Consider the following 25722-nt stretch of genomic DNA (forward strand, 5'->3'; position numbering starts at 1 on the left):
CAGCCAGGCTGCCGCATTTTTCCTATGCCAAATGAATTTGAACAGGCGGTTGCCGCCCTCCAGCAGGAAGGGGTGATTGCTTATGCGACCGAGGCCGTGTTTGGTCTGGGTTGTGATCCCGACTCCGAAGTTGCGGTGCAGCGACTGCTGGCCATCAAACAGCGTCCGGTGGAGAAGGGGTTGATCCTGATTGCTGCCGACGTAGAGCAATTGCAGGATTACATCGATCTGAGCCAGCTTAGCGGTGAGCAACTGGCTCGGGTTGAAGCCAGCTGGCCCGGTCCTTTTACCTGGATCATGCCTGCCCGTACAACGACGCCGGCCTGGCTGACCGGGCAGTTCGAGACCATCGCGGTACGCGTGACGGCTCATCCTCAGGTGCAGGCGTTGAGTCGCGCCTTTGGCAAGCCGCTGGTCTCTACCAGCGCCAACCTGACCGGTGAGGAGCCTGCCCGTCGGGTGGCCGATATTGGTGAGCGGCTGGCAAGCAAGTTGGCCTATATCCTGCCCGGTGAAGTGGGTGGTCAAGCTAACCCCTCCGAGATCAAGGACGCCCGAACCGGCGCCATTATCCGCCCCTCCTGAGCTGGCGGATACGTCATGATTTGCTATCAATCTGCTGAGTGGTGAGCTCACCGGATTGATTTAACTATAAAAATGGACAGGGCGTTCACGATCCTGCCTGACTGGAGACAAGATGAGCAAACCAGATGTGGCCCAGGTCAAGGCCTTCCTGTTGCAGTTGCAGGACGAGATCTGCCGTGGTCTGGAGCAGGCCGACGGCAGTGGACTCTTTGTGGAAGATGCCTGGAGCCGTGAAGGCGGTGGCGGTGGTCGCACCCGTGTGCTGCGCCACGGTGCGGTGATCGAGCAGGGGGGCGTCAACTTCTCCCATGTGTATGGCGATGCCATGCCTGCCTCTGCTACAGCACATCGACCAGAGTTGGCCGGTCGCAAGTTCGAGGCGATGGGCGTGTCGCTGGTGATCCATCCGCACAACCCCTATGTGCCGACCAGCCACGCCAACGTCCGTTTCTTCATCGCCGAGAAAGAGGGTGAAGAGCCCATTTGGTGGTTTGGCGGTGGTTTCGATTTGACGCCCTTCTACCCGTTTGCCGAGGATGTGCAGCATTGGCATCAGGTCTCCCGTGATCTCTGCCAGCCCTTTGGTGATGAGATCTACCCCGAGTTCAAATCCTGGTGCGATCGCTACTTCTTCCTCAAGCACCGCAACGAGACGCGGGGGGTGGGCGGTCTCTTCTTCGACGATCTGAATCGCTGGCCTTTTGCCGACTGCTTTGCCTTTATGCAAGCGGTAGGTCGGGGTTATCTGGATGCTTACCTGCCGATCATCGAACGACGCAAGGCGCTGCCCTATGGCGAGCGGGAGCGGGAGTTCCAGCTCTATCGTCGCGGCCGTTATGTGGAGTTCAATCTGGTGTATGACCGTGGCACCCTGTTCGGGCTGCAGACCGGCGGACGTACCGAGTCGATCCTGATGTCGATGCCACCGCTGGCCCGTTGGGAGTATGACTGGCAGCCGGAAGCGGGCACTCCTGAAGCCTTGCTCTACACCGACTATCTCACGCCGCGAAAATGGCTGTGATCCGAGGGGCCATGATGGCCCCTTTTTACTGGCCGATATTCGGCTTGTTCCCGAGTGCGAAAACCCGTTAAATCGGAATATTGCCCTCTGATGGAACTCTTTGATGGATCGTTATCTGGTTTTTGGCCACCCGGTGCGCCACAGCAAGTCCCCCTTCATTCACACCCTGTTTGCCAGACAAACCCAGCAAGAGCTGGAGTATGGGCTGGCTGAACCCGCCGTCGACGAGTTTGCCCAAGCCCTGCGCACCTTCTTTGACCAAGGGGGCAAGGGATGCAATGTCACCGTTCCCTTCAAGGAGCAGGCATTCACTCTGGTCGATCGCTTGAGCCCGAGGGCCAAGCGGGCGGGCGCGGTCAATACCATCAAGCTGACCGATGATGGCGTGTTGCTGGGGGATAATACCGATGGCGCCGGTCTGGTCGCCGATCTCAAGTCCCATGGTGTGACGCTGGCGGATAGCCGGATCCTGCTGCTGGGTGCCGGTGGCGCTGCTCGCGGTGCATTGGCGCCGCTGCTGGCAGAGCTACCGAGCGAGCTGGTGATCGCCAACCGCACCCACGCAAAAGCGCAACAGTTGGCTGCCGAATTCCACGATCTGGGGCCTGTGACTGCCCAGACCTATGAGCAGTTGGCTGGTCCGTTCGATCTCGTTATCAATTCGACTTCTGCCAGCCTGCAAGGGGAGCTGCCGCCGTTGACTCCCGCCCTGATCCACACTGATATTGCCATCTACGACATGATGTATGGCGCCTCGGATACGGCCTTTATCAGTTGGGCCAAACAGCATGGGGCCCGTCAAACCATGGATGGACTCGGCATGCTGGTGGAACAGGCCGCCGAAGCGTTTACCGTGTGGCGCGGAATTCGTCCCGGGACGAAACAGGTATTGAGAGAGTTGAAGCGTAACTTGGGGGTGATATGAACCAGGGTATTCTGTTTCCTGATCTGATGGAGTGGCAGGCTGACGAACAGCGGGTGCGTTTTCCTGCCCAGCAGATGGGGGCGCTGATAGATTGTTACATTAGCCAGCGGCGACTGGAGAGAATGACAGGTCTGGCGCTGACGAGAGAGGATGACATCGTCAGAGCCTTCGAAAGTGTGCGTTTTGACATTGAAGATCTGGCTGAAAAACTCATTGAAGAACAAGAGTTTGCTGAAGATGGTGCTATCTACCTCTGATTTTTCAAAGTTTTTTTGTTTTGTAGCGGAACTACTTTGAAATGGCGCTGACTAACTAGATAGTTGAGGAAGTGCTAGCTAGTCACCTTTATAACTCCCCGGTATTCGTACTGGGGATTTTTTTATCTGCATGAAAGTAAAGGGTTTTTTATTAACCTGTAAGTTGTGAAACTAAATTACATAAATTACTTTCACTTTCTGCTGCTTTGCTGTACAGTTGTCTGCGTAGGGTACAGAGGTAAGATGTTCTATCTTTCAGACCTTTTATTTCACGTAATTGAATGTGGCTGAATAGCTGCCCCGATGAGGTTCTCGTCGGGGTGTTTTTTTATGCGTGTAATTTAGAGTAAATGCTTTAAGTTGGCGATGCATTTGATAGAATGAGGCTGCTTCTTGAGGAATACCTGTCGTCTGGTACTCAAGATTCAGCTTCTTCCCAATTTTTTGAACTTATTATTTCAGGCTGGATGGCATCACTGTCGTCCGGCCTCATTTTTATCCCTTTCGGTTAGATCTTGTAATTAAATTTCATTTTTGTCTCTTTTTGTGATTCTTATTCGTTTTGAAAGAACGAATTTGAAAACGCTATCAGCGCCTGCTTAAGTTAATTATTTGTGTGAATTAACCGCCTATCTATATGAACTTTAAGCAGTATTGGATATAGCAGGGGAGGCGAATGCGGGGTATTTGTCGTGAGGCAGGTGAAAGCAGTAATCTGAAACCCTTTCAATCAGCGGAGGAGTGCTCCGCCAATTGCAAGGAGAGCGAGGAGTAGATTACTCCTCGGCAGGTTGCTGTTCGTCAGCGTTCAGCAGGTCGGTATCGTCACCACTGACGTACCATTCGGTCAGGGTCTGCGCCAGCTTCTCCACACCGATATTGGTGAGGGAGGAGAACGCTTCGACCTGGATCTGGGAGCCGAGGTTGGCAACGGCCTGGCGCACCTTGATCACCTGGTTGTTGCGCGGGCCTGGGCTCAATTTGTCAGCCTTGGTCAGCAGCAGCATGACGGGCAACTGACGGTGCGAGCTCCACTCCAGCATGTTCAGGTCGGTATCTTTGAGCGGGTGGCGGATGTCCATCAGGATCACCAGACCTTTCAATGACTCACGGCGCTGCAGATACTCTGCCAGTGACTTTTGCCACTTGAGCTTCATTTCCAGCGGAACTTGCGCATAACCATAACCCGGCAAGTCGACCAGACGCTTGCCCGGTTCCAGCTCAAACAGGTTGATCAGCTGGGTACGACCGGGTGTCTTACTGGTGCGCGCCAGGTTCTTGTGTTTGGTTAAGGTGTTCAATGCAGATGACTTACCGGCGTTGGAACGGCCGGCAAACGCGATCTCGACACCCCCATCATTTGGCAGGTGACGGATGTCGGGTGCGCTGGTCACAAAATGCACCTTATTGAAATTCAGAGTTTGTGTATCCAACGTAAATTCCCCATGGAGATAGAGGGTTATAGAGTTACTTTTTTGTAAAATGGTGTAAAATAGCGTCGCTTAAACGCGTTTATTTTAACATGCCTTCAGCGGCATGGGATCTGGAAGCCTAATAACGAAAAGTTGGAACGCCATGAAGAACCTAGTCATTACTCTTGCTCTGATGGTTGGCGTAACGGGGATGGCACAAGCCAAGGGCGATGCCGCTGCGGGACAGACCAAGGCTGCCGTTTGTGCGGCTTGTCATGGACCGGACGGAAACAGCCTGGTTGATATGTACCCCAAAATTGCTGGTCAGCACGCATCATATATCAAAAAGCAGTTAGTTGAACTGAAGGCTGCCGCTTCTGGTCAAATTGGCCGGGTTGCGCCAGTGATGGGGCCGATGGCGTTACCTTTGTCGGAACAGGACATGGATGACCTGGCGGCTTATTTCTCCAGCCTGAAGGTTACCCCTATCTCTGTCCCTGACGACGTGGTCGAAGCGGGCAAGGCACTCTATATGGGTGGTGACATGAGCCGCGGTCTGGCAGCTTGTACGGCTTGCCATGGTCCCCGTGGCTCGGGTGTCGAACAGGCGAAGTATCCCAACCTGTCCGGCCAGCATCCTGCCTATATCAAGGCTCAGCTCACCGCATTCCGTGCCGGCACGCGTGACAACGATCCGAATGGCATGATGCGGGATGTTGCCAAGAAACTGACTGATCAGGATATCGAAGCCCTCTCCAAATATGTGGCGGGTCTGCACTGATATAGTCGATACGGTCGATTTGAGTTGAAACGGGGAGCCTGGGCTCCCCGTTGTTTTTATGGCTTTCAGATAATTCTCGGTTTAATCCCCCCGTTCTGTAAGAGATCTCCCATTCTCAAGGCAGGCCAAGGCTCATAAAATTGCATAAAATATTAAATAATCATTATTTATCAATGAATTATATGAATATTGACATTTTTCGACATGTTGAGAATATTTTGAGTGGATTGAGCCGCTTTATAGAGTTGGTACAGTAGACTCAATGGATTCACCCACGGATTGGGTGGCGGTTTCACGACAGGGGGTTGTGAGCAGAGGATGGCTGGCGTGGCGGGATGCCATGGGCTCGGATGAGCTGGCAAAGGATTGAAGGATCAGGATGGTGACCATCTCCGGAGCGGGATGGGGTTGCGGGATGCAGACTCCCCGGCACGATGGCAGGATGCGGTCGAGACGGGTCAAACAGGCACACGCACATTCAGGAACGACCAATATAAGGTCAGGATGACCACACAACGATATGATGCGGCGACAAGTTGTCATGGAGAGGACGAAACAGACTGTTTTGCCATTCAGGATGGCGCACGCATGAACATATCAAGGCAGCTTCGGCTGCCTTTTTTCTTTTGGGTCATTAACCCGATTAGCCATTCTGTGTCAAAATACCAGCAACATGCCCAGAGGATACCGATCCTGCGGTGTTCAGTGGCCTGATTGGTGCGGGATCCTGCTCTTGTTCCTGCCTTACTGTTCCTCGCATCGTATCCCACCGGGTGAGATCATCCCGGGTACGGGTCAAACCAGTTATTTTCGGAGTTAGCCATTCATGTCTGCCAAACAACCCACTCGCAAGCCTACTGGCAAGCGCAAAGAATCTGATGTCAGTGCTCAGGAAGGCCGTGAGCGTAAACGGGCTGCCAAGCGCAAGGGCCTGAAGGCTGGTTCTCGTCAGCAAGTTGAACAGCCGAAGAACAAGTCTGGCAACAGCCAGTCCAAAGATCCGCGTATTGGTTCCCGCAAGCCGGTAGTTCTGGTGGTGGATGACAAACAGAAGAAGCCGGCAGCACCCAAGGCGGTGAAAGAGAAGAAGCTGGTGATGACCCCCGAGCAGGAGCTGGCGTCCATCGAAAACGATGACCGCTTGAATGAGCTGCTGGATCGTCTTGATGCCGGTGAAACCCTGGAAGCGGCCGAGCAGGCCTGGGTTGATCAGCGCGTCGACCGTTATCAGGAGCTGATGGATGAGCTGGGCATCATCGACAACGACGATGATGAAGATGACGAGCTGCCGTTTGATGATGGCGATGACGCCGAGTTCGACGAGCAGAAACCAGCCTCCGAAGAGGAGTTGTGGGACCGTTTCAACCAGGTCGATTTCAAGCCGGAACCCAAGCCTGAGCCGAAGAAAAAGTGATGAGTGGATGGATGCTGGCCGCCCTGTTGGGCGGCCTGATTTTGTCAGGATTGGCCATCTATGCAGGCATGCTGCTGGCCAGGCTGAGACGACAGCAAGCGATGCAGTGGCAGGCGATCACCGCTCGCAATGAACGAATTCTGGAGAGCGTGCGGGTCATTGCTCATGCGGTGCAGGAGGGGCAGTGCGATTACTCCGAAGGCGCTATTCGGCTGACCAATCTGCTGGATGCGTTGCAGATCAAGGGGGGGCGAGCATTCGTTGCCGAGTTCCCGGGTCTGTACGGGCTGTATGAGAAGGTGAAAGATATGCCGACTCATGAGGCCAGACGTGCCCTCAAGCGCAATGAAGTGATGAAGATGGATCTCGAACGCAGCGGCTACGAGGCCGAGCTGGAGGCTCAGATCCTCAAGGATGTGGCCCAGCTGAAGGATTTTCAGTTAGGTCGGTGAGCCAACAATAACAACAAGAGAGGAAGCGAGCGTGCAAGCAGAACAGATTGTGTGGGATCAGGCCCTGATCGAAAAATATAACTACAGTGGCCCGCGATACACCTCTTATCCCACTGCGCTGGAGTTCAACGAGAGCTTCGGCTATCCGGATTTTGTCCGCGCTGCCGGCCAGTATCCCGAGCGCAATCTGTCGCTCTACGTGCACATCCCTTTCTGTCACAAGCTCTGCTACTACTGCGGCTGCAACAAGGTCATTACCCGCCATCAGCACAAGGCTGACGAGTATCTCGACTACCTGGAGCGGGAGATCAAGGCGCAAGCCCCGCTCTTCAAGCACCGTCTGGTCACCCAGCTGCACTGGGGTGGCGGTACACCCACCTATCTGGATGAAGCGCAAACGCGCCGTCTGATGGCCATGCTGCGTGAGCACTTCCATTTTGCCGAAGAGGGGGAGTTCAGCATCGAGGTCGATCCGCGCGAGATTGCCATTACCATGCTGGATGTGCTGCGAGACGTCGGCTTCAACCGCATCAGCCTCGGGGTGCAGGACTTCAACAAGGATGTGCAGGTTGCGGTCAACCGCGAGCAGGACAACGACTTTATTAAAGCCATGTTGGAACGGGCCCGTGAACTAGGCTTCCGCTCGACCAACCTCGACCTTATCTATGGCCTGCCGTATCAGGATCGTGCCAGCTTCCACCATACGCTGGAAGAGGTGCTCAAGACGGATCCGGCGCGCCTCTCCATCTTCAACTACGCCCATCTGCCGAGCCGCTTTGCCGCCCAGCGCAAGTTGAAAGAGGTGGATATGCCTGCGCCGCAGGAGAAACTGGCCATGCTGCAGGACACCATTGCCTTCCTCACCGGTCAGGGTTACCAGTTCATCGGTATGGACCATTTTGCCAAACCCGATGACGAGCTGGCAGTGGCGCAGCGCGAGGGCAAGCTGCACCGCAACTTCCAGGGCTATACCACTCAAGGAGATTGTGATCTGCTGGGGCTGGGGGTTTCCTCCATCAGCATGATCGGTGATGCCTATTCCCAGAACCAGAAAGAGCTCAAGGCGTATTACGCACAGGTTGCAGAGCTGGGTCATGCCCAGTGGAAAGGCTGCTCGCTCAATCAGGATGACCTGATCCGCCGTGAGGTGATCAAGCGGCTCATCTGTGATTTCCGTCTGAACTTTGCCGCTGTCGAACAGGCGCACGGGCTCAATTTCAGAGAGTTTTTTGCCGACGATCTCAAGCTGCTGCAGACGTTCATCAACGATGGACTGGTGCGTATGACGGAGGATGGTCTGGAGGTCTCCTCCACGGGGCAGCTGCTGATCCGCAATATCTGCATGTGTTTCGACGTGTACCTGCGCAACAAGGCGCGCCAGCAGCAGTTTTCTCGCGTGATATAAGCTTGTTTGCCGATCAGAAAACAGAAAGGGGCGCCATCGTGGCGCCCCTTTCATATGTATTTTTGCTTAAGCAGCGGGTCGGGAAGGTTCTGGTAAGAAGTCTCTGCGCTGAGGCAAGCAATTGGGAATCAAGCAATGGTCGCGGTGAAACGCAGATAAAAAGATGGGGGCGACTTGCGTCGCCCCCGGTAGTCGTATCGCTCAGATCCTTGAACGAAGTTGCTCCCTGCAATCCCTGACTGTTTACCTCTTCCTTTAGGTTTCCCCTTCCCAATCCTTTGGGGTGTCCTTTAGCCATCTTGGCCTGACGAGTCATCCTGTCCCGTCGCACTTTCTCCGTCCTGGGAGGTGTCCTTTACCACATCCTGTGGTGAGTCCATTTGCCCAACCCTGGCAGCCAGTCTTCCTGACCGACTTCATTGCGTCCGTGCATGAGTAACTATAAGGATTTTCTAACCGGCTACAACGCCAGATTGGAAAACGTTTTTGTTATTAGCTATTTCGAAAGTTGTGAGTTTCGATTTATTCATTTATAAACAGCTAGTTAAGTTACTCATATTCATGTTTTAAGATCTTATCTTCCGATTATCTCGGGGATCTTTTCGGCTGTTAGCTTACATATGGAATGGCAGATCTCTTACAGCGCGTTTTGGTTGCTTCAGAAACAGATTTTGCACTCTGATGATGGTCATTCGGGGTGAGTTGGTGAGGCACACAAAGAGCGGTTGAATGGAGAAATTATGAGCGCTGGTTGAGCCGCTCATAGATGGTCTGGCGCTCTTCAGGAGTCAGCGAAGAGAAGTAGTGGGTAAAGAGGCGCAGCAACAAGGACTTGTTCATGCCGTCTTGCTGGGTCAGATTACCCAGCTCGTCGATGGCCACCGTGCTCATGGAGAAGGTGGCTTTTTTGTAGCTTGGCTTCAGGTGCTCGCCGCTCTCGATAAAGGCCAGCGCCGACAAGGCTTCGTCACGATGCAGGCCCAGTTCAAGGCTGACCACCTTGGGTTTGCCTTTGGCGTAGAACTCCGCATCTTCGATAAATTCGTCGACGGTGAACTTCTTCTGGTGATGCAGCTGGTGCTTTTTCTTCAGATCGGCCAGACCCATCTCACACCCCCACTTGCAGGAACTCTTTGGCGATGGCCCGGATCTCTTCGGCGGATTTGCCATCCGGCTCGATCTCCATCACCGACAGTCCCTTCTCTTCGCTGTCGTCATAGACGTTGCGACCATAGGTGATGGCGTTCAGGACGTCGACACCGAACGAGGAGCAAACCTCTTTCGCTTCGAGAATGCGTTTTACCTGATTGGGCAGGGCGGGGCACTGGGTCAGCACTACTGCTGCATTGAGGGTCGGGTTGACCATCTTGCAGGTGGTGATGAGATCTTCCATGTGGGGCAGGGTCTTGAGGTCGCGGCGTTTCGGGCGCAAGGGGATCAGGGCGTGGGTGGCGACAGCCATGGTAGAGCGCAGAGCCCGGTTGTCTTGCCCGCCACAATCGACGATGACGTAGTCGTAGCGGTTTTTCAGGCTGAGCAGGTCGTTGCGAATATTGCCATAGAGCTGTACGCAGTTGATTTGTGGCAGCTCCGGGTTGTCATTGCGCTCCTGAATCCAGTCAGAGGTGGTACGCTGCGGGTCGCAGTCGACCAGTAATACCTCCCCCTGAAATTGGGATCTGAGGTAGACCGCCAGATTTTGTGCCAGGCAGCTCTTGCCACTCCCCCCCTTCTCTCCACCGACCAACAAGATCATGACGTTCCCCTATCCATGAGAAAACCGCTGATTTCAGTATAGGAGGGGCCTGTCTCATCACAAGGCGAGAGGAGTGATGCTCCTCTCGTTGTTTCGACTAGTAATGAACGCTGCCTCCCTGCCAGCGGCAGACATAGTCAGGCACCAGCATCTGGGGGGCCTTGTCGACATGGCATACCACCATGGGCATGGCAGGGGCTCCTTCAGCCTGACTGAGGGTGGGGAGCGCAGAGAGCAGCAAAGTCGCGAACAACAGCATGGGTTTCATCTTCATAACAACTCCTTGGTAGTGCCATTCCTGTGTGATCTGGATCACTTTCTGAGTTAAGTCGAGGTTGGCGCCAGCGCAAGGTGAGACGAATAAATTCAATTAATGAAAAAAGTATCAAAAGGCGTCGTGGTGACCGACGAGGATGGCTGCCCACCTCGATGCGGACTTTGTGCATATTAAGTTGAACCGCACAAAGAGGTGGTGGCTGATGAGGCCTAGCCTGATGGGGTTGGCATAAATGCCATGATCTGGAACAAGAAAAGATTTATGCAGTGAATGTGGTCGATGTGAGTATTTATTTCTCCCGCGTTCCCCTCGTCACGGCGATGTATTCAATACATAGGGAGTAATATTCAAATTCTATATAGGTGTTCATTTATTATTATGATTTTTAACTGTTTTTGTTATTTGAATTTAATCGCTTCAGTGAGTTTGCATGAATAAAAAATGAATCGACCTGAAATATAGTGGGGTGGTTTTGCATGGTTATTCGGTTTTCCTTGTGTGGAAAATGCGCAATTTGCTACCGGGGTCATAGATTGGATGGTGAATATATTCAGTTCTGAGTGAATGTGATCAATGTCTAAGTTTGTCGTGATTCGCAGGGCTAACCTCGGTCTCGAAAGGCAAGGGCAGGATAGAACATAAGCCGATTACCCTACATAAAGAATATCCCGCCTTAGCCACGAGCATGAATAGAAGGAATCTATTCAATCACTCGCAGGGACCACTGCTAGACGGAATATAATCATGAGCAAATTTTATGTAGGTTCTGAAGTTGGCCAATTGCGCCGTGTCATGTTGCACCGCCCCAACCTCAGTCTGAAGCGTCTGACTCCTTCCAACTGCCAGGATCTGCTGTTCGATGACGTCCTGTCTGTTGAACGTGCCGGTCAGGAGCACGACAAATTCGCTCAGGTACTGCGCGATCAGAATGTCGAAGTTTTCCTGCTGACCAATCTGCTGGCGGAAACCCTGGATGTGCCGGAAGCCAAAACCTGGCTGTTGCAACATCAGGTCTCCGACTACCGCCTCGGCTCTTCTTTTGCCAACGACGTGCGCTGCTTCCTGGCTGACATGCCGCACCGCGAACTAGCCCGCATTCTCTCCGGCGGCCTGACTTACTCCGAGATGCCCTACAGCGGCGTCAACATGGTAGTGGGCATGCACGCTCCGACCGATTTTATCATCGAGCCGCTGCCCAACCACCTCTTCACCCGTGACACCTCCTGCTGGGTTTATGGCGGCGTCTCCATCAACCCGATGGCCAAGCCGGCTCGTCGCCGCGAGACCAACCATGTGAAGGCCATCTACCGCTGGCACCCGATGTTTGCCGGTCAGGACTTCATCAAGTACTTCGGTGACGAGGAGCGTGACTACGACAACTCCACCATCGAGGGTGGCGACGTACTGGTTATCGGCCGCGGTGCCGTGCTGATCGGCATGTCCGAGCGCACCACCCCGCAAGGTGTCGAGCATCTGGCTCGCAGCCTGTTCAAACACGGTCAGGCCAAGCAGGTCATCGCCATGGAGCTGCCGAAACACCGCAGCTGCATGCACCTGGATACAGTCATGACCCACATGGACATCGACACCTTCTCGGTCTATCCGGAAGTGATCCGCAAGGATGTGCAGTGCTGGAGCCTGACTCCGGGCGGCGCCACCGGCATGAACATCAAGGAAGAGGGTTACTTCGTCACCGCTATCGAGAAAGCACTGGGCGTGGATCAGCTGAAGATCATCACCACTGGCGGTGACAGCTTCGAAGCCGAACGTGAGCAGTGGAACGACGCCAACAACGTGCTGACTGTGCGTCCCGGCGTGGTGGTGGGTTACGAGCGCAATACCTACACCAACGAGAAGTATGACAAAGCCGGTATCACAGTTCTCTCCATCCCGGGTGATGAACTGGGCCGTGGTCGCGGCGGCGCCCGCTGCATGAGCTGCCCGATGGAACGCGACAGCATCTGATGAGACGGCGTGGCGCCGGCAGAAGCTGGCGCCACACAGAACCAAACTCGAGATTAACCACTATGAAAAAACCAACTGTCGTCGTCGCTCTGGGTGGCAATGCACTGCTCCGTCGTGGTGAGCCACTGGAAGCGGATATCCAGCGCAAGAACATCGCAACGGCCGCCAAGACCATCGCCCTGATCGCTCAGGAGTACAACGTGGTGCTGGTGCATGGCAACGGCCCGCAAGTCGGCCTGCTGGCCCTGCAGAACAGCGCCTACACCAAGGTATCCCCCTATCCGCTGGATGTGCTGGGTGCCGAGTCCCAGGGCATGATCGGCTACATGCTGATTCAGGAACTGAAAAACCTGATGCCGAGCCGCAACGTCACCGCGCTGCTGACTCAGGTGCAGGTCGATCCCAAGGATCCGGCATTCGCCAACCCGACCAAATTTATCGGCCCCGTCTACGAAGAGGCTGAAGCCCGCACCCTGGCAGAAGAGAAGCACTGGGTGGTCAAGGCTGACGGCAAGTTCTTCCGCCGCGTAGTGCCGTCCCCGCTGCCCCAGCGCATCGTCGAAGGCGATGCCATCGAAACCCTGATTGCCCAAGGCCACCTCATCATCTGTACCGGTGGTGGCGGCATCCCTGTGACCTGGGATGGCCAGAGCCTGACCGGTATCGAAGCCGTCATCGACAAGGACATGTCTGCCGCCTATCTGGCCAAGCAGATCAAGGCCGACGCCCTGCTGATCCTGACCGACGCCGATGCCGTCTATCTGGATTGGGGCAAGCCGACCCAGCGTCCGCTGCGGGTCACCAGCCCGGACGAGCTGGCCGGGGTCAAGTTCGACGCAGGTTCCATGGGGCCGAAAGTCGAAGCCTCCTGTGAATTTGTCAAAGCGACCGGCGGCATGGTTGGCATCGGCTCGCTGGAAGATGGCCTCGCCATCCTCAAGGGTGAAGCCGGCACCAATATCGTCGCCACCCGCACCGTACATGCGTAATTACCGATATCTGTACTGAGAATGCGTAGTCAACACTACTGCCCGAACTGGTCTGAAACATATATAGAGAGAACTCATCATGGCTTTTAATCTGCGTAACCGTAACTTCCTGAAACTGCTGGACTTCACCCCGCGCGAAATCCAATACATGATCGACCTGGCCATCGACCTGAAAAAAGCCAAATACGGTGGCTACGAGCGCAAGCATCTGGTCGGCAAGAACATCGCCCTGATTTTCGAGAAGACCTCCACCCGTACCCGCTGTGCGTTTGAAGTGGCGGCCTTCGACCAGGGTGCTCAGGTCTCCTACCTTGGCCCAAGCGGTTCCCAAATCGGTCACAAGGAGTCCATGAAGGACACCGCTCGTGTACTGGGTCGCATGTATGACGGTATCGAATACCGCGGCTACGGTCAGGAGATCGTGGAAGAGCTGGGCGCCTACGCCGGTGTCCCGGTCTGGAACGGCCTGACCAACGAATTCCACCCGACCCAGATCCTGGCCGACTTCATGACCATGCTGGAGCACGGCAAGGGCAAGCGTCTGGATCAAATCAAGTTCGCCTACCTGGGTGATGCCCGCAACAACATGGGCAACTCCCTGATGGTCGGCGCTGCCAAAATGGGCATGGATATCCGCTTGGTTGCGCCGAAAGCCTTCTGGCCGGAAGAGGAGCTGGTTGCCAAGTGCCGCCTGATCGCCGAAGAGACCGGCGCACGCATCACCCTGACCGAAGATGTGAAAGAGGGTGTGCTGGGTGCTGACTTCCTCTACACCGACGTCTGGGTATCCATGGGTGAAGCGAAAGAAGCCTGGGATCAGCGTGTCAAACTGATGACCCCGTATCAGGTCAACATGGATGTCATCAACGCCACCAAGAACCCGGATGTGAAGTTCATGCACTGCCTGCCGGCGTTCCACAACGACGAGACCACCATGGGCAAGGAAGTGGCTGACAAATATGGCATGAAAGGCCTGGAAGTGACCGAGGACGTGTTCGAATCCGAGCACAGCATCGTGTTCGACGAGGCCGAAAACCGGATGCATACCATCAAGGCAGTGATGGTTGCTACGCTGGGCGACTAAGGTCGCAGTAGTGGTGCCGGGGGGTGACCCCCGGCTTTTCGACCATGTGACAGCGGCATAATACCTCTAACCCTACAACCCGCAGCCTGCATGGATACCACACCCACAGAAGGAAGCTGGACCATGACCAAATTCAAGTTCCCGTCAGCCTACACGATACTGTTTGTGCTGATCGCCCTGGTGGCCGCCCTGAGCTGGATAGTGCCGGCTGGCAAATATGAGATGACCATGAACGAAGCCCTCGGCAAAGAAGTGCCGGTGGCGGGTACCTACAAACTGGTGGAGGGGAATCCCCAGGGGATCGTCGACGTGCTGCTGGCACCTATCGATGGCCTCTACAACCACGACACCTATGAGGCTGGCGCCATCGACGTCTCCCTCTTTATCCTGATCATCGGTGGTTTTCTTGGCATTGTGACCAAGACCGGTGCCATCGATGCCGGTATCGAGCGTGTGACCGACCGCCTGCGCGGCCGTGAAGAGTGGATGATCCCGATCCTGATGGCACTGTTTGCCGCAGGTGGCACCATCTACGGGATGGCCGAAGAGTCGCTGCCGTTCTACACCCTGCTGGTGCCGGTGATGATGGCCGCCCGTTTTGACCCTGTGGTGGCTGCTGCAACCGTATTGCTGGGTGCCGGTATCGGTACTCTCGGTTCCACCATCAACCCGTTTGCGACCGTTATTGCGGCCAACGCCGCGGGCATCTCCTTCACCGACGGTATCTGGCTGCGCGTCGCCATGCTGGTGGCTGGTTGGCTGCTCTGCGTTGCCTACGTCATGCGTTACGCCAAGATGGTGCGCAGCGATCCGAGCAAATCTCTGGTGGCTGACAAGTGGGAAGAGAACCGTGCCCACTTCCTTGGCAACAAGAGCGACCAGATGCTGGAGTTCACCCTGACCCGTAAAATCGTGCTGGGTATCTTCGTCGCCGCCTTTGCCGTGATGATCTACGGTGTAGCCGTGCTGGGCTGGTGGATGGCGCAGATCTCCGGTGTGTTCCTGGCCGCCGCCATCATCGTTGGTCTTATCTCCCGCATGAGCGAGGAGGAGCTGACCTCCAACTTTATCGACGGTGCTCGCGACCTGCTGGGAGTGGCGCTGATCATCGGTATCGCCCGCGGTATCGTGGTAGTAATGGATAACGGCATGATCACTCACACCATTTTGCACAGTGCAGAAGGGATAGTGACTGGCCTCTCCACCATCGTCTTTATCAACGTGATGTTCGTGCTGGAAGTGGTGCTCTCCTTCCTGGTGCCGTCCTCCTCCGGTCTGGCCGTACTGACCATGCCGATCATGGCGCCGCTGGCCGACTTCGCCAACGTGGGCCGCGATCTGGTGGTGACTGCTTACCAGTCTGCCTCCGGTCTGGTGAACCTGGTGACCCCGACCTCCGCCGTGGTCATGGGCGGTCTGGCCATCGCCAAGGTGCCTTATGTGCGCTGGCTGAAGTGGGTGGCTCCGTTGCTCGGTATCCTGACCGTGTTGATCGTGGTCTGCCTGAGCCTGGGGGCCGTGCTCTCCTGAGGGATAACAAGCAAGATGAAACGGGAGCCTGCGGGCTCTCGTTTTTTATGGGCGCAAGAAGTGATGGGCACAAAGTAGCAGGTAACAAAAAGGCGACCCGCAGGTCGCCTCGATGTATTTAGGGGAAATAGCTTAGCGGGCCTGCGCCAGCGTGCGCACCACGGCGGCATGGGCCTGACGGGTACGGCTGATATGGCGCGGCGCGACCAGTACCACGTCATTGCCCGCGACGGCGCCCATGATCTCGGGATTGGCGTTGCGATCCAGCAGGCGGGCCACCACGGTGGCTGCCCCCGGAGTGGTATGGATCAGCACCATCTGCTGGTTGTGCACCACTTCGCGCACCATGTCGTGGATAGAGCGGGTGCTGCCGGCGGGTTCCAGCTGCTCATCGACCAGGGTGTAGACCTTCTTGCCGTTGGCATTCTGCGCTTTGGCAACGCCGAGGCGGCGCAATAGACGGGAGATGGTGGACTGGCTGATGTCGGCAAAGCCGCGCTCCGACAGCTCGCGGCGGATCTCTTCCTGGGTGCTGTAGCAGTGCTGACCGATGATCTGGCGACAGGCATCCAGCTGGGCCAGATCGGGCTCTTGGGCAACGGGACGACTGAGGGTTTTGACCACGGCGAATTCCTTTGATGATGACCGGAGGTAAACGCGCGATATCTGCCATAGCAGTTAGTTATCAGGCAAAAACACTGATAATCCATCTATATGCAGGGAATGAGCGGGCATTACCATCTTGCGATGGCAAATTATAGCTGACTGGAAATTTGGTGATGTGACAGGGTTCAAAAATGGGCCCCGCGGGGCCCAATCAGATATCAGTAACGCTCGCTGACGATGTCCTGAGTGAAGGACTTCTCGCAATATTTGCACTTCATCCGCACCACGCCTTTCACTTCGCGCACCCGGAAGTAGCTGTCCACCGGCTCGTTGTGGGAGATGCAGTTGGAGTTGGGGCAGTGGAACACCCCGGCGATGAACTCCGGCAGCTCCAGCTGGTGCTTCTTCACCACATTGAAGTCTTCGATGATGTTGACGGTCGCTTTCGGGGCGAACAGCGCCAGCTGGTTGGCCTGTTGCTCGGTCAGACGGGTGTTCTCAATCTTGATGAGATCCTTCTTGCCCAGTGCGCCGGATTTCAGGTTGAAGCCGACGGTGATCCGCTCCTGGGTTTCGACCAGCTGGAACAGCTTGAGGATCTTGATGCCCTGGCCAGCGGGGATGTGATCGATGACGGAGCCGTGACGGATGGCTTCGACTTGCAGTTGGTTCTTGTCAGACATGATATTCCCCTAAGCTCAGACAGTTTCGTTCAGTACCAGTGCCAGCAGCGCCTGGCGTGCATAGACCCCGTTCTCCGCCTGCTGGAAGTAGCAAGCGTGGGGAGTCTTGTCGACCGCTACATCGATCTCGTCGACGCGGGGCAGGGGATGCAGGATCTTCATGGTGGGCTTGGCCCCTTCCAGAGTCGCCAGCTCCAGAATGAACTTGGCAGCCATGTGCTTGTATTCAGTCTCGTCGAAGCGCTCTTTCTGGACGCGGGTCATGTAGAGGATGTCCAGCTCCGGCATCACCTCTTCCATGGTCTGGTGGACGCTGAACTGGATACCCTTCTCTTCCAGCTCTTCACAGATGTAGTCCGGCATCGCCAGCGCTTCCGGGGAGATGAAGAAGAAGCGGCAGTTGAACAGGCTGAGGGCCTGGGCCAGCGAGTGCACGGTGCGGCCATATTTCAGGTCACCGACGAAGGCGACGTTGAGGTTGTCCAGACGACCCTGGGTCTCATGGATGGTGAACAGGTCGAGCAGGGTCTGGCTCGGATGCTGGTTGGAGCCGTCGCCGCCGTTGATGACCGGCACGCGGGAGAACTCGGAGGCCAGACGGGCCGCGCCCTCTTTCGGGTGGCGCATCACCACCGCATCCGAGTAGGAGCCGATGATCTTGATGGAGTCAGCCAGCGTCTCGCCCTTCTTGGCGCTGGTGTTGCCACCGTCGGCGAAGCCGATGATGTTGCCGCCAAGGCGCTGTACCGCGGTCTCGAACGAGAGGCGGGTGCGGGTGGAGGCTTCGAAGAAGCAGCTGGCAACCAGCTTGTCTTTCAACAGGCTGGTGTCAGGTTCAGCCTTCAACCGTTGTGCGGTTGAGACTACCAGTTCCATTTCTGACCGGGTCAGGTCCGAAATGGAGATGACATGTTTCTTATAGAGTGGATTGGTCATCGTCTGCATTCCCTTTGACATCATTGGAGGTTTTTCGGGCACAAAAAAAAGCCCCTGAAACAGGGGCTTTTTTTAAAAATAACTGGGGATCGTTGGGGTGGGAACCGGAAACAACGGGGCCGCTCTGGTGCGCACCACCCGTCTGCAAGGCTGTTTTCTGAATCAAAAACTGCATCGTTTCGTCCCGACCTTTTTCAAAACCGGACAGATTATAGGGCCGCTTTTTTAATTGTCAAAATTTTATTTCCGATGCCAATTTCAGCATGAAAAACGTTTAAGTGGCGGAAACATGACGACAAATCCACACCTTGTGCGTCTCTTGCAGCGATTCCCCATCGCGGGCCATGGCGCGCAAATAACCGAGTCGGTGGTGTCCTTCCAGCAGGCAATAGGGGCGGGGTAGGGGGTGACCGTTCGGGTAGCTGGCTCCCTCCTCCGGCGCCAGTACGATGACAGGTTCGGGCCAGGTGCCGTCGCTCAGCATCTTCTCGCCGAGCCAGGAGCGACGCACATAGCGGTTGCTGCGCAGCATCTCGCCCCAGCGCTCGATCACCTCCATATGGCGGGAGTCCACCTGATCCACCAGTTGCGCGGTGGGCCAGCTTTCACAGGTGAACTGATGGCTGGCGAGATCGATAAAGCTCCAGTTGGACTCAAAACCGCGCCAATGGCGGTAAATCCACTGGGAGAGCACATTTTCAGGAATAAAGGGCACCAGCGGCGCGACCCGTTCAAGATAGGCGGGCAGGGCCTCTGTCTTGCGTTCATCCCTGAAATTGAGGGGCGCCAGTTGTTGGAGCAATCGGTAATTGAGCATAAGTGGCCTCCCGGTACCTGATTTCACCCTACCCCCATTTATGTCCCATTCCTACCCCGGCAGGGCTGCAAATACAGCAAGTTATCCCGCTTTGCTGCACAAACAAGCGCGACTTGTTCGGGATTTGTGCAATCGCATTAAAAGTGTGAAAAAAGCCTTTACCTTTGAAACCCGCTTTGTATACTACGCCTCGTTTGTTGCAGGGGCGTAGTTCCAATTGGTAGAACAGCGGTCTCCAAAACCGATGGTTGCGGGTTCGAGTCCTGCCGCCCCTGCCATTTTCAGAGAGGCCAGCTCATTGAGCTGGCCTTTCGCATTTCCGGCGTTCGCCAATTTATCCACCTCTCCTTTCTCTTCTCCTTCTTGCCGCTAGCCCTCGGTGACTGTGGCCATATTGATCTCGATGTCTGCCGCAAGAGCGTTCAGTGTGCAGCAACCCGCTGTTTCAGGACGGTGACCAGCCGCTGGTGGCGGGCGGGGAGCGGCCACTCGGCGCGGTAGATCAGCCAGAGGGTGTCGATCACCTCAATACTGCTCTGGATCACCCGGATCTTCTCCTGTTGGGCAAAGGCGGTGACGGCGAAGCGGGGCAGCACGGTAAAGCCAAGGCCACGGGCGACCGGCTCCAGGATCAGGCCGATCTGGTTGGTAAAGCCGCGCAGCGGGATCTCGTCAACGCGCTGGCCGGGGTAGCGTCGTCCCAACAGGCGCTGAGCCATGCTGCGGCCATCCGGATGGTCGATAAAGCCGAGCTGACAGAGGTGCTGCCAGCTCTGCTCCTCGCCATCGTTGGGCACCACCAGACAGAGGGGTTCGCGGGCGAAGGGCTCGGCGGCGATGCTGGGGTGCTCCGGCGGTTGATCCACCAGTCCCATATCGCTGCGCCCTGCCAGTACCGCCTGCACTATGTCGGGGGTGGGGGCAAAGCGGTGCTGGATGGTGAGTCCGGGGTGCTCCTGTTGCTGGTCGAGCAGCAGGGGATAGAGCAGCAGGCCGATGCTGCCGGGGGTGGTGAGGGTGATGGCGCCGCGGTGAGGGTCGTCGTCAGAGAGGCGCGCCCGCAGCTGTTCGGCGGCCTGCTCCTGCTGGCGGGCGAAGTCGAGCAGCACCAGCCCGCGCGGAGTGAGCTCCAGCTGACGAGGTTTGCGCAGCAGCAGGGGGCCAAATTCGGCCTCGAGACGCGAGATATGCTGGCTGACAGCGGCCTGGGTGAGATCCAGCCGCTCGGCGGCACGGGTAAAACTGCCGGTTTCATGCACCACCACCAGGGTGTGGAGCCAGAGTGGATTAACCATAAATTTAATTTATGCCTTCCATTAGTTTGACCTTATTTTTCATTATGTCGCCCCTTCCTATCATGTCACCTGTTTCCCACACACAATTTCAAGGTGACGTATGACTTACCCGCGCAACTTTTCCCACATCGGCATCACGGTGACTGACCTCGACAAAGCGGTCGAGTTCTATACCAAGGTGATGGGCTGGTATCTCATCATGCCGGCGACCACCATCACCGAGGATGACTCCGCCATCGGCGTGATGTGCAACGACGTGTTCGGCCCGGGCTGGGGTTCTTTTCGCATCGCCCACCTCTCTACCGGCGACAAGATCGGCATCGAGCTGTTCGAGTTCCCCAACAGCGAGCGCCGTGAGAACAACTTCGAATTCTGGAAGACCGGTGTGTTCCACTTCAGCGTGCAAGATCCGGATGTCGAGGGGCTGGCGGCGCGCATCGTCGCGGCGGGCGGCAAGCAGCGGATGCCGGTGCGCGAGTACTACCCGGGCGAGAAACCCTACCGCATGGTCTACATGGAAGATCCCTTCGGCAATATCGTCGAGATCTACAGCCACAGCTATGAGCTGACCTACTCCGCCGGTGCATATCAGGGGTAAGTGACAGGCCGCCTTCTGGCGGCCTGCTGCTTTGTTGTTACAAGAGTCAGTAGCATGGGATAGCGATCTGGTTCACACGAATAGCGCGTTCTGTTGTTGATAGATGGGAAAATATACAGATTCACTAAAGTCTGTTCATATTGCGGCCGATAGCCTTTGATACATCAGGGTTTTCCCTGCCTGACACAACAACAAGGATTCGTCGTCATGACCCTCTCTCTGCGCGGCAAGCTGCTGGCCACCAGTCTTGGCGTAGTGCTGCTGATGGCATCACTGCTCGGCATCGTTGCCTTTCACACCCTAAAATCCCGCACCATGAGCGCCATCCAGAGCGAGGCGGTCAACTATGGCCACGCCTACTCGGTCGCCATCGGCGAATGGATGACGGATCGCAAGAACACCGTCCATGCGCTGGTCAATCTGATCAGCGATAATCCCCAAGCCGAGCTGGTGCCCCACCTGAAGCAGGCCTATACCTCCGGTGGGTTCGGGCTCACCTATTTTGGCTCCGCGCAGGGGGTGATGACCCGGCAGGATCCCTCCCTCAACACCGGCAACTATGACCCACGCGAGCGCCCCTGGTATCAGGATGCGGTGAAGGCGGGGCAGCTGATCGTCACCGCCCCCTACGTCAGCGTCACCATGCAGAAGCTGGTGGTCACTCTCTCCGAGCCGGTGCGCCATCAGGGGGAGCTGGTCGGCGCCGTGGGGGCCAACCTGGCGCTCGACAAGCTGATCGACGAAGTACTGGCGATGAAGGTGCAGGGTGAGGGCTACGCCATGCTGCTCGACAGCAGCGGCCTCATCGTCGGCCATCCGCAGAAGGATCTGGCACTCAAGCCCATCGCCGAGCTGGCGCCGGGACTCTCTGCCGCCACCTTCCAGCAGTGGGGCCGCGAAAACAGCGAGCTGCACGCCGCCACCCTCGACGGGCGGGATGTGCTGCTGGCGGTACAACCGGTGCCGGGCACCGACTGGCTGCTGGCCATGGTGATGTATCGCGATGTGCTGGAGGCGCCGCTCAGCAGCCTGCTGTGGGAGCTGGTGGGGCTGACCCTGGTGCTGATGCTGGTATTCAGCGCTCTGCTCACCGCCACCTTCAAATACCTGTTCGCCGATCTCGGTCGGGTCGCGCACGCCCTGCACGACATTGCCCACGGCGAGGGGGATCTCACCGTTCACATCAACACCCACAGCAAGGATGAGGTGGGCCAGCTGGCCCAGAACTTCAACCAGTTCGTGGCGCGGCTGCACGGCATCGTCAGCCGGTTGCGGGATGTGACCATCGAGCTGGCGGCACAGTCCCGTGCCCAGGCGGCCGGGGCGCAGGCCCGCAGTCAGCGGGTACGCCAGCAGCAGGACGAGATCGTGATGGTGGCGACCGCGGTGACCGAGATGGCTTCCGCCACCCAGGAGATCGCCGGCAACGCCGAGTTTGCCGCCACTACCGCCACCGATGCGGTCGCACTGGCGGTCGCCGGCCAATCCCAGGTTGGCCAGAGTCAGCGCAGCATTACCGGTCTGGCGGACGAAGTGGCCGATGCCAGCCAGATCATCAATGAGCTCGACAGCCATGCCCAGAAGATCAGCGGCATTCTGGCGACCATCAGCGGCATCGCCGAGCAGACCAACCTGCTGGCGCTCAACGCCGCCATCGAGGCGGCCCGGGCCGGTGAGCAGGGACGAGGCTTCGCGGTAGTCGCGGACGAGGTGCGGGTGCTGTCACGTCGTACCCACGACTCCACCGACGAGATCCAGCAGATGATCGAGACCCTGCAGCAGACCACACGTCGTGCCGTGGGTGGCATGGAGACCAGCCGTCAGCTGGCGGGTACCAGCGTCGAGGATGCGGAAGCGGCCAACCAGAGCCTTGCCCGGATCAACGAGGCGATCGGCTCCATCAGCGACATGGCGACCCAGATTGCGGCAGCGGCCGAGGAGCAGACCTCGGTGACCGGCGAGATCAGCCGCAATACCGAGAATATCCGCCATGTCTCGCAAGAGCTGGCCGAGCAGGCGGGCAACGAGGCGGCGCAGGCGGCCGAGCTCAAGTCGCTGACCGAGCGGCTGGAGCAGGAGATCGGTCGCTTCCGGCTCTGATCGTCCCGCCACGCCAGCAACAGAAAGGGCAGCCCGCGGGCTGCCCTTTGTTATTTTACGGCTGGCTTAAGGGGTCTGCTTGACCCAAATCAGCTGGTCGGTGGCAAAGCCCAGCGACTTCGCTTTGGCGACCAGCGCATCCACCTTCGTCTTGGGCGGGTTGGGTGAGCGGGAGAGGATCCAGAGGTAGTCGTGGTTGTAGCTGGTCACCAGCGAGAGCTGGTAATCGGGGTCGAGGTCGATGACGTTGTAGCCGCCGTAGAAGGGGCCGAAGAAACTCACCTTGAGCCGCGCCTCGTCCGGGTTGCCGACGAAGTAGGCCTTGCCCTCGGCTTCGCGCCAGCTGCCATCGCTCTGCTTGCCGCGGTTGAGCACCTTGACGCCTCCATCGTCCCGCAGGCTGTAGGTGGCGCTCACCTGCTCCAGCCCCCGCTCGAAGCTGTGGTCGAGGCGGGCGATTTCGTACCAGGTGCCAAGATAACGATCGAGCTGGAAGCCGGTAACGGGGCGGATGCCGTCGGCAATCCCGGTACAGGCCGTCAGCAGCAAAGCGGTGAACAGGCAAAGCAATGAACGCATAAGTAATCCCTCTCTTGTTATCCCTCGATGATGCGCAGCTGGCCATCCCGGAAGCGGGAGGCCTGATCTGTCGGCGTGCTGCCGAAGAAGCGCTTGTACTCCCGACTGAACTGGGAGTTGCTCTCGTAACCGACTCTGGCCGCCGCGGTGCCCGCCTTGATGCCGTCGTGCAGCATCATCATTCGCGCCTTGTGCAGGCGAAACGACTTGATGTACTGCAACGGCGAGGTAGCGGTGACCGCCTTGAAGTGGTGGTGAAAGGCGGAGACGCTCATGTTCACCTCTCGCGCCAGCTCCTCCATGGTGAGGTTGTCGGCATAACGGGACTCTATCATACGCAGCACCCTGGCGATCTGGCCCACATGGTTGTGGCGATTGGCGAGCGCCTGCAGCGCCGGGCCGCCCCCCTCGGTGAGGGCGTGAAATAGCATCTCGCGCACCGTTTGCGGTCCCAGCACCCTGGCGTGCAGCGGGTTGTCCATCAGCTCTATCAGTCGTTCGGCGGCGCAAAACATGGTTTCGGACAGGGGGACCGAGTGGACGCCGCTCTTTTGCGGCGCGGGGGCGGGCAGGGCATCGCCCAGCTCCAGCAGCAGCTCTTGCAGGGTTACCAGATCGATCTCGATGGTAAAACCGATAAGCGGCTGCTCGGGGGAGGCGAAGCACTCGCACTCGCAGGGGAGCGGCAGGGTCATCAGCAGGTAGTGGTTGGGGTCGTAGCGAAACACCTGATCCGCCAGATAACCCACCTTGTGCCCCTGCAGGATAACGATCATCCGCGGTTGGTAGAGCACCGGGGTGCGGCCATGGTGCTCGGTGGTATAGATGAGGTTGACCTGTTTCACCGGTGATGGGGTGATGCCGGGGGCGGTGACGTGGCGGGTCAATCTGGCGGCGAGGTCGCTGTAACGGTTTTGCATGGGTGCTCTTTGATTCGACTGTTCCAGTTTTCGCTGCTTTATAGAAATAGGCAAGAATCAAGCAGGATGTTGTCTTGATGGTAGAGTGGTTCTGGAGAAAAATGCAATCACGATTTCGCGGCCTGGCCGCCCTGACTATCAGAAGAAGGCAATGTCGATGAACAACTTTACTCTCCATACCCCGACCAAAATCCTGTTCGGCCAAGGGCAGATCGCCCAGCTGCGCGAGCAGCTTCCGAGCGATGCCCGCGTCATGATCACCTACGGTGGCGGCAGCGTGGTACGCAGCGGCCTGCTGGAACAGATCCGCAACGAGCTGGCTGGCATGACCCTGTTTGAATTTGGCGGCATCGAACCGAACCCGGCCTACGAGACCCTGATGGACGCCGTGGAGCTGGCCCGTGCCGAGCGGGTCGACTTCCTGCTCGCCGTTGGCGGTGGTTCCGTGCTCGATGGCACCAAGTTTATCGCTGCTGCCGCGCACTACGATCTGGCCAAGGATCCCTGGCACATTCTCGAGACCGTCGGCAGCGAAGTGCGTTCCGCCATCCCGCTCGGTTCCGTGCTGACCCTGCCGGCGACCGGTTCCGAAATGAACATGGGTGCCGTCATCACCCGTCGCAGCAGTGGCGACAAGGTGCACTTCTTCTCGCCGTTCGTGATGCCGCGCTTCGCCGTGCTGGATCCGGTGCTCACCTACACCCTGCCCGAGCGTCAGGTGGCGAACGGAGTGGTGGATGCCTTTGTTCACATCGTTGAGCAGTACCTCACCTATCCGGTCAATGCCAAGGTGCAGGATCGCTTCGCCGAAGGCTTGCTGCTAACCCTGATCGAAGAGGGCCCCAAGGCGCTGGCCGAACCGCACAACTATGAGGTGCGCGCCAACATCATGTGGAGTGCCACCATGGCGCTGAACGGTTTGATCGGTGCCGGTGTGCCGCAGGATTGGGCCACCCACATGCTGGGTCACGAACTGACCGCCCTGCATGGCCTCGACCACGCCCAGACTCTGGCGGTGGTGCTGCCTGCCCTGCTGCAGGCCAAGCGCAAACAGAAACATGCCAAGCTGCTGCAATACGCAGAGCGGGTGTGGGGTCTGAACAGCGGCAGCGAAGCGGAGCGCATCGATGATGCCATCGCCGCGACCCGCGACTTCTTCGAGCGGATGGGGGTCAAGACCCGACTGCGCGACTACGGTCTGAAAGATCTGGGTATCGACACCCTGATCGGCAAGCTGGGTGAGCACGGTATGACCCGTCTGGGCGAGCACGGCGATATCGATCTGGTGCAGAGCCAGCATATTTATGAAGCGGCCTGGTAAGGGCCGCCAATCGG

Annotated in this window: 27 protein-coding genes and 1 tRNA gene; 16 read left to right on the forward strand and 12 right to left on the reverse strand. The window is 57.2% G+C overall.

All coding sequences use genetic code 11. From position 1 onward, the window contains the following. Positions 1 to 24 precede the first annotated feature (24 nt). The 4 genes from AB5Y90_RS06465 to AB5Y90_RS06480 all read left to right on the forward strand — a co-directional run bounded on the left by AB5Y90_RS06465 (position 25) and on the right by AB5Y90_RS06480 (position 2788). A complete protein-coding gene (locus AB5Y90_RS06465; protein ID WP_307895740.1) occupies positions 25 to 585 on the forward strand; it encodes an L-threonylcarbamoyladenylate synthase in 561 nt (186 codons plus the stop codon). A gap of 112 nt (positions 586 to 697) precedes the next feature. Further along, complete coding sequence (hemF, locus tag AB5Y90_RS06470; RefSeq protein ID WP_307895739.1) at positions 698 to 1606, forward strand: oxygen-dependent coproporphyrinogen oxidase; 909 nt, start codon at positions 698 to 700, stop codon at positions 1604 to 1606. Positions 1607 to 1709: 103 nt separating this feature from the next. Further along, entirely contained in the window at positions 1710 to 2531 is an 822-nt protein-coding gene (gene aroE / locus AB5Y90_RS06475; protein ID WP_307895738.1) for a shikimate dehydrogenase, read from the forward strand. Beyond that, the gene (locus AB5Y90_RS06480; protein ID WP_005339708.1) at positions 2528 to 2788 is read left to right on the forward strand and encodes a DUF1488 domain-containing protein; all 261 of its coding nucleotides are present in this window, start codon (positions 2528 to 2530) and stop codon (positions 2786 to 2788) included. Before aroE ends, AB5Y90_RS06480 begins: the two co-directional genes overlap by 4 nt. Positions 2789 to 3564: 776 nt before the next feature. Here the strand turns inward: AB5Y90_RS06480 and yihA are convergent. Further along, positions 3565 to 4221, reverse strand: a complete 657-nt coding sequence (gene yihA / locus AB5Y90_RS06485; RefSeq protein ID WP_307895737.1) for a ribosome biogenesis GTP-binding protein YihA/YsxC — start codon at positions 4219 to 4221, stop codon at positions 3565 to 3567. Positions 4222 to 4363: 142 nt separating this feature from the next. Between yihA and AB5Y90_RS06490 the strand changes: the two genes are divergently transcribed. The 4 genes from AB5Y90_RS06490 (at position 4364) to hemN (ending at position 8252) form a co-directional block, all read left to right on the forward strand. Then, on the forward strand, positions 4364 to 4981 hold the full coding sequence (locus AB5Y90_RS06490; protein WP_368166711.1) for a cytochrome c: 618 nt from the start codon (positions 4364 to 4366) through the stop codon (positions 4979 to 4981). Positions 4982 to 5807: 826 nt separating this feature from the next. After that, positions 5808 to 6395, forward strand: a complete 588-nt coding sequence (gene yihI, locus AB5Y90_RS06495) for a Der GTPase-activating protein YihI (protein WP_204384671.1) — start codon at positions 5808 to 5810, stop codon at positions 6393 to 6395. Between the two features lie 11 nt (positions 6396 to 6406). Further along, positions 6407 to 6847, forward strand: coding sequence for a DUF2489 domain-containing protein (locus AB5Y90_RS06500; RefSeq protein ID WP_005339712.1), 441 nt, complete (start codon positions 6407 to 6409; stop codon positions 6845 to 6847). Between the two features lie 31 nt (positions 6848 to 6878). Beyond that, positions 6879 to 8252 carry an oxygen-independent coproporphyrinogen III oxidase gene (gene hemN / locus AB5Y90_RS06505; RefSeq protein ID WP_307895734.1) on the forward strand — a complete coding sequence of 458 codons (1374 nt, stop codon included), beginning with the start codon at positions 6879 to 6881 and terminating at the stop codon, positions 8250 to 8252. A gap of 738 nt (positions 8253 to 8990) precedes the next feature. Here the strand turns inward: hemN and AB5Y90_RS06510 are convergent. From AB5Y90_RS06510 to AB5Y90_RS06520, 3 genes are all read right to left on the reverse strand, one after another. Beyond that, positions 8991 to 9359 (reverse strand): hypothetical protein, encoded by a 369-nt coding sequence (locus AB5Y90_RS06510; protein WP_005339715.1) that lies wholly within the window; start codon positions 9357 to 9359, stop codon positions 8991 to 8993. 1 nt (position 9360) lies between these two features. Next, positions 9361 to 10008: an AAA family ATPase gene (locus AB5Y90_RS06515; protein ID WP_005339716.1), complete on the reverse strand. Its 648-nt coding sequence runs from the start codon at positions 10006 to 10008 to the stop codon at positions 9361 to 9363. A 97-nt stretch (positions 10009 to 10105) separates the two neighbouring features. Next, positions 10106 to 10282 carry a hypothetical protein gene (locus AB5Y90_RS06520; protein ID WP_174218990.1) on the reverse strand — a complete coding sequence of 59 codons (177 nt, stop codon included), beginning with the start codon at positions 10280 to 10282 and terminating at the stop codon, positions 10106 to 10108. A 747-nt stretch (positions 10283 to 11029) separates the two neighbouring features. Here AB5Y90_RS06520 and arcA point away from each other — a divergent pair. The 4 genes from arcA to AB5Y90_RS06540 all read left to right on the forward strand — a co-directional run bounded on the left by arcA (position 11030) and on the right by AB5Y90_RS06540 (position 15853). Then, positions 11030 to 12250 carry an arginine deiminase gene (gene arcA, locus AB5Y90_RS06525; protein ID WP_005339718.1) on the forward strand — a complete coding sequence of 407 codons (1221 nt, stop codon included), beginning with the start codon at positions 11030 to 11032 and terminating at the stop codon, positions 12248 to 12250. 62 nt (positions 12251 to 12312) lie between these two features. Further along, on the forward strand, positions 12313 to 13239 hold the full coding sequence (gene arcC, locus AB5Y90_RS06530) for a carbamate kinase (protein ID WP_005339719.1): 927 nt from the start codon (positions 12313 to 12315) through the stop codon (positions 13237 to 13239). 79 nt (positions 13240 to 13318) lie between these two features. After that, complete coding sequence (gene argF / locus AB5Y90_RS06535; RefSeq protein WP_005339721.1) at positions 13319 to 14323, forward strand: ornithine carbamoyltransferase; 1005 nt, start codon at positions 13319 to 13321, stop codon at positions 14321 to 14323. A gap of 123 nt (positions 14324 to 14446) precedes the next feature. Next, on the forward strand, positions 14447 to 15853 hold the full coding sequence (locus AB5Y90_RS06540; protein WP_005339725.1) for a YfcC family protein: 1407 nt from the start codon (positions 14447 to 14449) through the stop codon (positions 15851 to 15853). 132 nt (positions 15854 to 15985) lie between these two features. Here AB5Y90_RS06540 and AB5Y90_RS06545 read toward each other — a convergent pair whose 3' ends face one another. The 5 genes from AB5Y90_RS06545 to AB5Y90_RS06565 all read right to left on the reverse strand — a co-directional run bounded on the left by AB5Y90_RS06545 (position 15986) and on the right by AB5Y90_RS06565 (position 18895). After that, on the reverse strand, positions 15986 to 16477 hold the full coding sequence (locus tag AB5Y90_RS06545) for an arginine repressor (RefSeq protein ID WP_005339728.1): 492 nt from the start codon (positions 16475 to 16477) through the stop codon (positions 15986 to 15988). Between the two features lie 200 nt (positions 16478 to 16677). Beyond that, positions 16678 to 17142, reverse strand: coding sequence for an aspartate carbamoyltransferase regulatory subunit (gene pyrI, locus AB5Y90_RS06550; RefSeq protein ID WP_005339730.1), 465 nt, complete (start codon positions 17140 to 17142; stop codon positions 16678 to 16680). A 15-nt stretch (positions 17143 to 17157) separates the two neighbouring features. Continuing rightward, the gene (gene pyrB / locus AB5Y90_RS06555) at positions 17158 to 18078 is read right to left on the reverse strand and encodes an aspartate carbamoyltransferase (protein ID WP_005339735.1); all 921 of its coding nucleotides are present in this window, start codon (positions 18076 to 18078) and stop codon (positions 17158 to 17160) included. Continuing rightward, the gene (locus AB5Y90_RS06560; RefSeq protein ID WP_013724188.1) at positions 18059 to 18253 is read right to left on the reverse strand and encodes a hypothetical protein; all 195 of its coding nucleotides are present in this window, start codon (positions 18251 to 18253) and stop codon (positions 18059 to 18061) included. Before AB5Y90_RS06560 ends, pyrB begins: the two co-directional genes overlap by 20 nt. Positions 18254 to 18352: 99 nt before the next feature. Then, a complete protein-coding gene (locus AB5Y90_RS06565) occupies positions 18353 to 18895 on the reverse strand; it encodes a hypothetical protein (protein ID WP_216952269.1) in 543 nt (180 codons plus the stop codon). 201 nt (positions 18896 to 19096) lie between these two features. Here AB5Y90_RS06565 and AB5Y90_RS06570 point away from each other — a divergent pair. Beyond that, a tRNA-Trp gene (locus AB5Y90_RS06570) sits at positions 19097 to 19173 on the forward strand. A gap of 144 nt (positions 19174 to 19317) precedes the next feature. Here the strand turns inward: AB5Y90_RS06570 and AB5Y90_RS06575 are convergent. Then, positions 19318 to 20190 carry a LysR family transcriptional regulator gene (locus AB5Y90_RS06575; protein ID WP_368166712.1) on the reverse strand — a complete coding sequence of 291 codons (873 nt, stop codon included), beginning with the start codon at positions 20188 to 20190 and terminating at the stop codon, positions 19318 to 19320. A 100-nt stretch (positions 20191 to 20290) separates the two neighbouring features. Between AB5Y90_RS06575 and AB5Y90_RS06580 the strand changes: the two genes are divergently transcribed. Together AB5Y90_RS06580 and AB5Y90_RS06585 are read left to right on the forward strand one after the other, a co-directional pair. After that, positions 20291 to 20788 carry a lactoylglutathione lyase family protein gene (locus AB5Y90_RS06580; protein ID WP_005339743.1) on the forward strand — a complete coding sequence of 166 codons (498 nt, stop codon included), beginning with the start codon at positions 20291 to 20293 and terminating at the stop codon, positions 20786 to 20788. A gap of 207 nt (positions 20789 to 20995) precedes the next feature. Further along, positions 20996 to 22888: a methyl-accepting chemotaxis protein gene (locus AB5Y90_RS06585; protein ID WP_274160755.1), complete on the forward strand. Its 1893-nt coding sequence runs from the start codon at positions 20996 to 20998 to the stop codon at positions 22886 to 22888. Positions 22889 to 22954: 66 nt separating this feature from the next. Here the strand turns inward: AB5Y90_RS06585 and AB5Y90_RS06590 are convergent, their stop codons facing one another. Both AB5Y90_RS06590 and AB5Y90_RS06595 read right to left on the reverse strand, forming a co-directional pair. Beyond that, positions 22955 to 23467, reverse strand: coding sequence for a lipocalin family protein (locus tag AB5Y90_RS06590; protein ID WP_043823160.1), 513 nt, complete (start codon positions 23465 to 23467; stop codon positions 22955 to 22957). A 17-nt stretch (positions 23468 to 23484) separates the two neighbouring features. Then, positions 23485 to 24387 (reverse strand): AraC family transcriptional regulator, encoded by a 903-nt coding sequence (locus tag AB5Y90_RS06595; RefSeq protein ID WP_019446575.1) that lies wholly within the window; start codon positions 24385 to 24387, stop codon positions 23485 to 23487. Positions 24388 to 24544: 157 nt separating this feature from the next. Here AB5Y90_RS06595 and yqhD point away from each other — a divergent pair, with 157 nt between their 5' ends. Further along, positions 24545 to 25708: an alcohol dehydrogenase gene (gene yqhD, locus AB5Y90_RS06600; protein WP_368166713.1), complete on the forward strand. Its 1164-nt coding sequence runs from the start codon at positions 24545 to 24547 to the stop codon at positions 25706 to 25708. Positions 25709 to 25722: the final 14 nt, after the last annotated feature.

The organism is Aeromonas sp. R4-1 (genome assembly GCF_040908325.1).
GTDB classification, from domain to species: domain Bacteria; phylum Pseudomonadota; class Gammaproteobacteria; order Enterobacterales; family Aeromonadaceae; genus Aeromonas; species Aeromonas veronii.